Below are 6,729 nucleotides of genomic sequence, written 5' to 3'. Positions count from 1 at the left end.
TCCTTCACCCTGTGGGACAAGGAGTGGAATCGTAGTTCCAACCATAACATTTGCCGGGGAATTATTCATGGTGGTCACCTGGGGTTCCTGCAATAATTTTGTACTGCCATCATTGGCTAGTAGAGATAGTATGGCAGAAACAACAGGCTTACTTAGAGTAGCAAAGTTCATCGTTTGATCCCCGATCATTAAGTAACCTAAATCGAAGGACTGTGATGTATCCGGATTTCCGCTGTTGATGATGCTCATACTCTCTCGCAGATCCCAGTTAATGCCTATGATCTCATCATGCTTCAATGTTGTTTCTATAAACTTAACTGCAATATTAATTTGGGCACTTCTTACATCCAGTGATCGAATAACGCCTTCAATAAGAGCAAAATTTGAAACGTAATCAGTTACCATTAAGATATCTTTTTCCCCTGGCTCAACATTGGTTGATGCCGTTGATGAAAGTGCTTTTATTTTACCCCTGGATGTAAGCACTTCCTGCACTGCTTCAGATATCATGGTTCCTGTGATATAATTGAGTCGAAACATGCGGGTCATTAATTCACCACTCATGGTCTGTTCCGATGTCATAGGCTGTACTACAATGATATTATCCTGCATGAACCATTCATAACTATTTACATGAAGGATTGCATCCAGAGCAGTCTCTAAAGAAACGTCATCCAGAGCAACCGTAACTCTTCCCTGAATATCTTCTCCCATGATCAGGTTTAAATTATCCTGGGAGACAAGCATACGGACAACATTGATCAGTTTTGCTTCTTGAAAATTCAAACTTATCCGGGACGGTGGTAAACGCTTGTTAGATGCTAAATACTTATTCTTGCTCTTTTTTCTTTTCGCCTTCTCCCAGGTAATCTTGAGCTTATGTTTTTTTGTTTTACCCTTTATCGGTACAAGTTTTATTTTGTACTCAGGCACTCGGGTAAAATCCATTTTTATAGCAATCTTTTCTTTTATCTCCTTTTGGTTATTATTTCTAGGGATATTTACTGAGTACTGGTACAAAGGGTTTTGATTCGTCTTTTTTGTGAAATTGCCCTTTTTCCATTTAACATTTTTTAACATGAGATTTACACTGGGTGGAGCAAAAGTTTCATTTGTAACATAATCGAAATTCGTAGCGCTGAATTCCATAACAAGTGAATATGATTTTTCTTCTTCAGAGATATAAACGTCCAGTAGCTCTGGGGATTCAGGAAAAAGTTCATATTTATAGGAGACTTTATCTCCTTTATAAGACTTTTGCCCCAAACAAGCAGCTATGAGAAAAAGACATAAAAAGTGTTTTGGTATGTGTAATGAGTATTTCATTTATTCTTGTAGTTTAAGGGTTACGCGGTATTCATTTCTTTGCAATACCACCTGGTTGTAAGTGATTTTAGTCACTTTAAAACCTCTCACACGGGTCCTCTCATGGACTATTTCACCATTAATGATGGCTTTATAACCGTTCTCAAATCGAGTGATGCCGGTCAGCTTGAACCAGCTGTTATAAACATTGCTTCGGTCATGGAAAATATCTTTGCCCCATCCACCAACCGAAAGAGGCACTGGGTTTGAATCGGATGATTCAAGATGTTTCTGATTTTCTGGGATTGAATATTCCTGCGATCCAGCCTTATAAAACCGTGTATTAATACTGGGAAACATAACGGGCAGAAATTCCATAAATACGGCACCAATCACTAAAGCTACCAAACTCAGGATGATTTTTCCCCGCATCATTGCCCTGCTCCACCATAGGTTAAATATTCTAGTTTAGCGACCACTCCCCTGGGATCGAGACTATCCAGGTTAATTGAACAGTGCTGGAGCTTCACTTGGCTTGAATTTTCTTCCAGTATCTCAATAAAATTCCCAACATCTAGAAAATTTCCTGACAGTTGAAAATTCAGTGAATTTCTCTCAAGTTCGATCTGGTCTTTACCCATAGTTTGATTTAAGGCGGGGAAAGTGTTTCTTGGATCAATCTCCAAATTTTTTATATCTATATCCATGCTGTTTGCCAGGTCACTTATACGTTCAATTTCGTTTAACAATTCACTTCCAGATATCTGATAAGAGATTAACATATTTTTATTTTCAATGAAATTCTGCCTGATCTCGTTCATTTCATTCATGATTTTGGCACCGGATTTCAACTGCTCATCTATCGTTGAAAGGCTTTCCTGAATTTCCTTCACTTCATCTCTGACACGTATGTCATCCCAGACATAAGCATAAATCAATGCTGCAGTTAAGATCAAGAAGATGAAATACCGTGTCTTCTGTTTCATGTTCATCTAATAAACCATACTCATGGTAATTGCTGTTTTCAATTTTTTCAGTTTTTTCCCAGGACCGATATTTACTTTTTTGAATAGGTTACTGCTTTCCAGATCTTTTCGGAAACTCTCTGCCAAAGCAGATGCATTTTCCAGGTTTTTATCATAGAACCCTTTTACAGTAATGGTAATACTGGAATGTTCAGATTCTTTATTGATCTCTTTCGAAGGATCAACCTGTACCTTATCTACCTTTAATTCTGTTACATTGAAATTCCCGGGGATCATATTGCTAAGGTATTTCAATACCAATACCATTTCACTCGATATTTTTTTATCCTGATAAATAAGTTTGCTGAACGTATTTGCCACTGTATTCTTGCTTTGAACAATTTCTTTCATTTCCTGGCGCATGTTTAATAGGCTGAGCTCAGATTGTTTTACAGGTAACTTCGATTCCAGTACTCCTGCCCTGCTGCGCTGGGCATAGGCGGCCAAAGAGAAAACTGTAAGAAGAGCCAGCAGTGAATTTTGGAGGATTCGGTTCGCAGGGAAATAGCGGTAATCTTCCTTATGATCATCTGGAAGCAGGTTGAGTTTGGAATAGGGATCCATCAATAAACCCAGGTTCGCCATGTAATCCAGTTCCAGGGTGTTTTCTTTGATTGCGCTTTTATCCATAATAATCCGGGCAGACTTATTTTGGATCGATTCCAGGGAACGGTCCAAATCCTTCAGCATTAACTCATATTCTACTTCCTGTTCTCTAAAATTCTTTAACTCCTTTTCCAGGGTTTCAATACGGCCACCATAGTTAAATGCAAGACTTTTTAACTCTTTGACCTTCATCTCTAAATTTTCTATTTCATTTTTTTCTTTAGTAATCTGCAATTCAAGTCGGGTACAGGCTTCTTCCATGCGCTTAATTTTTTTCTGGCTGATTCTTTCGGATTCAGCGATCATATGATTTATGGATGTCTGTTGGTTTTTATAATTGGCTATGGTTTGTTCCATCGCAATAATTTCATTAAACAGTTCCTTAGAATGGGTTTTTATTTGCGCCAGATCCATATAGCTCTGCATTTTATGCTGAGCAATCTCCCATTTCCATTCTTCATCTTCCGGTTCCTGTTCCTGGTCATAGATGGAATACTCGAGAACGTGTTTCATATCTTTGTTTATCTTTGATAGCTCCTGATCGAACATGGCCACTTCAACCCGTTTTTCCTTCAGGTCATCTTCCAATTCACGGAGTTGGAGATCCAATTCTTCTTGCTCTTTCGTTTTAAGCTCTATCAAAGTATAGAGCGCATCAACACGTTCATTGAGTATGGTTTTGACAGAAGGATATATATCCTTCACATTAGATATGTTGTTCAATGAATTGCGGTGGTCGATCCCTATTTTCTGAAGATGTTCGTCATTGGATTCAATGAGAATTATCACCTTTTCATAATCAGTTGCATAATACTCCAGATCATTTTCTAGTAAACTTATAGAACTCTGAATACTTGATTCTTGATCACGCATGGTATCCAGAAGATGGTTTAGCTCCTTAATACTTTTTTCAGAGTGTGTTACGTGGATCGAAAGATCTTTTTCCATCTGAGTCAAATATTGTAACTGTTCTGATGTATTCATGTTTTTTCTTCTGGTATTTTTTTGACTACGCTTTTGATTTTTTCCAATGGGGTCGGACACCATAATTTTTTTATTTAAATCTCTAATCGCAGATTCAGATTTATCAAACTCTTCAACCAGCTGTGCCAAATGGAGTTCTAATTCTTCTATTTTTTGATTCGTTGTGAGCAGGGATTCCTGCTTCTGAGATAATTCTTTCTTTTTGGTATCCATTTTTTCCATGAACTGGTTTTTCTGAACCTGATACTGGTCTTCTTCTTCCCTTATTTTGGTTTCAAAAACCGCAATTTTGTTTTGTGTATTTTTCAACCTGCCCTTTAACTTGGAAAGAGACTTAACTATTTTTTCCTTCTCTTTTTCTAATGTATCTATTTGAACCTTCGTATTTTCCAGTTCATCATAATCAGACCGCATACGGCTTTCCAATTTTTTAACATCAATGATTAGGTCTTCATCCTGGAGAGCATCATCAATAACTTTCTCAGCTTCTAAGGTTTCATTTTCCAGTATATGTTTCTTATCATCGATCGTAGTTATTCGCTGTGCTTTTTTATAGTCAACTTCTTCCCTCGCGCGGGATTCTTTTTCAGGTATCTGGTCAATTTGTAATTGAATATCATTTAACCGGTACTCTGCTTTTTCATTCAATGTTAGAAACTCCCCTTCTTTCTTGGAGAGCATTATATTTTTCTTATCCAGTTTATCTATAATTGATTGAACAGTTTTTTCTGCAGCATCAATCTTTCGCTGCGCATTATTAATCCTAGCTGTAATTGTTTTTCTTTGACCTCCAAGGGGACGCAGTTTTATCATGATCTCCTTATGGTTTTTCCGATAACGTATCATAAAAGTATCGTATCGTTTCTTGAACCGCTCAAGGGCCAGGTTTATCTTTGTGATCTCTTCCTGATCCATGGCAATGCTATCTTCCGCCATTTTTTTCGCTATCTCTACAAGATCTCCTTCATTGTTTAACCGGGTTAAACTTTCCTGCAAAAAAAGATGGTACGAATCTGATCTCTTTCGTTCAATACTCTTTTCCAGACTTTTAATCTGTTGATCTGCACTTCTTTTTTCTGCTTCCAAAAGATCATTCCACTCGTTTTGCTTTTCTTCAAGTGCATCCAACCGTTCTTGAATCGTACGGGTGCGTTTTAGATCTCTCTGCCAACCTTTAATCTGTTTTTGAAGATCAGCGATTTGGGGCATTTTTTTCTTTTTCTTTTCAATTAATGAAGCATGAACTCTGTCTCTGTCCCCTAGGAGTTTTTCTATTTCCTTAGTGCTTCTTGCTAAAAGGGTTTGGATTGATCTTTGTTTTTTCTCAAGAGTAAGTAGCTCTTTCTTAAAAAATGTTTTAATTGTGGAGTCTCTGGTTTTTTCTACCTCGGCAATTTTCCTGTCTTTCTCCTGATCAAGTTCTTTTAATTTTTTATTCAGTTCCTTTTGCAGTTCGCTCTTATCTTTTTCTGCCTGGTGAACCAGAGGACGTTTCTGCTGATTTAAGTTTTCTAATTCTTGTTCATGTTGAACACCCTGTTTTTTTAATTCATCGATATAGTTTATAGCATTATTGATTTCTAGACTTATACTTTTCTCTTTTTGAGAATGCTCATTGATACTGTTATTTATATCTTCTTCCTGGAGCCTGATCTCATCGAGTTGCTCGTTTAGTCTCCTGCTTTTTTCTTCATAAGAACTGTTGAGATTATCGTAGCTTCCATCTAAATCATTTTCCATCTGTTCACATACCACGATTGAACTGGTTAACTGGATTAACAGATCTTTTAATTCAGACAATTCTTTTCCAACTGACTGCTGCTCGGGCTTTAATTCTTTCAATAGTTCACGATGGTTAATTAATTCATTAATCAATTCCATTGTTTCACGTGTATAACCCAGGATATCCAATATTTCGCGGCGCTTTTTATCTTTTTCTTTTAAATCATTTTCATGTACAGCTAACTCCTTCTTCAGTATTTGTAAAGCTTCCTTTTCTTCTTTATTATTTTTTCTTGCTTCCTTAATCTGAATCTTAAGCTGTTCCTTTTTTGTTTTAAGATCTTCCTGTTCAATATTTAGTTTGACTATGGTTGCTGTCAGCTTTTTTAATTGGTCAAGGTTATGGGGGGCTTCTCGTACCATATCCAGTATGTCCAGCAATTTCTTCCGAATTTCAATTCCATTCTCCCCGTCTAAATACTGGTCTGGCTTATAATCCGTTTGCCCAGAAACTATGTTTGCAAATGATTTTCTTATCTGATTCAGTCGTTTGGTATTCTGGGATAATAAATAACCGGCCTGCTGGAGTGTATTCAAATCTTCCTTGGTTAAACTATTTATTGATTTTAGGTGAGCTAAAAAAGATCGTTTAAACGCATTTGCCGTATTTTGAATCGCTTCCTTCAGGTATTCAAACACAGCAACCTCATTATGTCCATTTTCCAGCTTTACGTTCATTGCCTGGAGCGCTTCCTGAAATTTTAATATTTTTGTTTCCTGATCATCCATCTCCTGATCATACCGTTCTTTCCTATCTGTAAGAGTTACACGTGACCTGGCTGCAGCTTTGATCTGAGATTCATATCGACCTTTTGATTCTTTTCGAGCTTCTTCTTTTTTCCTTTGAAAATGATCTGACTCATATTCAAGCTCGGAGATTTTTTTAATTAAATAATCATATTCTTTATACTTTTCCAATAAAGTCTCACTCTGGTCATCCAATTGAGCTGTTACTGCTTCAAGATCAGAAGCAAGAGTGTCCTGTCCATCAACATATTCAGCTTTCAAATCCTTGAATTCCTTCGCT

Annotated in this window: 4 protein-coding genes; all 4 read right to left on the bottom strand. The window is 37.0% G+C overall.

Annotation, left to right across the window (positions count from 1 at the left end):
• Positions 1–1,326, bottom strand: a 1,326-nt coding sequence (locus QZ620_RS12970; RefSeq protein ID WP_295182396.1) for a secretin and TonB N-terminal domain-containing protein, incomplete at its 3' end; no start/stop codon positions are given.
• Positions 1,327–1,740: a hypothetical protein gene (locus tag QZ620_RS12965; RefSeq protein WP_295182394.1), complete on the bottom strand. Its 414-nt coding sequence runs from the start codon at positions 1,738–1,740 to the stop codon at positions 1,327–1,329.
• A complete protein-coding gene (locus tag QZ620_RS12960) occupies positions 1,737–2,291 on the bottom strand; it encodes a hypothetical protein (protein ID WP_295182391.1) in 555 nt (184 codons plus the stop codon). Before QZ620_RS12960 ends, QZ620_RS12965 begins: the two co-directional genes overlap by 4 nt.
• 6 nt (positions 2,292–2,297) lie before the next feature.
• On the bottom strand, positions 2,298–6,729 hold a 4,432-nt coding region (locus tag QZ620_RS12955; protein WP_295182388.1), incomplete at its 5' end, for a hypothetical protein.

Source organism: uncultured Christiangramia sp., assembly GCF_913046405.1.
GTDB classification, from domain to species: domain Bacteria; phylum Bacteroidota; class Bacteroidia; order Flavobacteriales; family Flavobacteriaceae; genus Christiangramia; species Christiangramia marina.
Note: the sequence above shows the minus strand (reverse complement) of the source record. Positions and strands in the feature narration are given on the sequence as shown.

Coding starts and splice junctions, on each gene's coding strand:
- QZ620_RS12965 (WP_295182394.1), bottom strand. CDS start 1,740: ATGATGCGGGGAAAAATCATCCTGAGTTTGGTAGCTTTAGTGATTGGT.
- QZ620_RS12960 (WP_295182391.1), bottom strand. CDS start 2,291: ATGAAACAGAAGACACGGTATTTCATCTTCTTGATCTTAACTGCAGCA.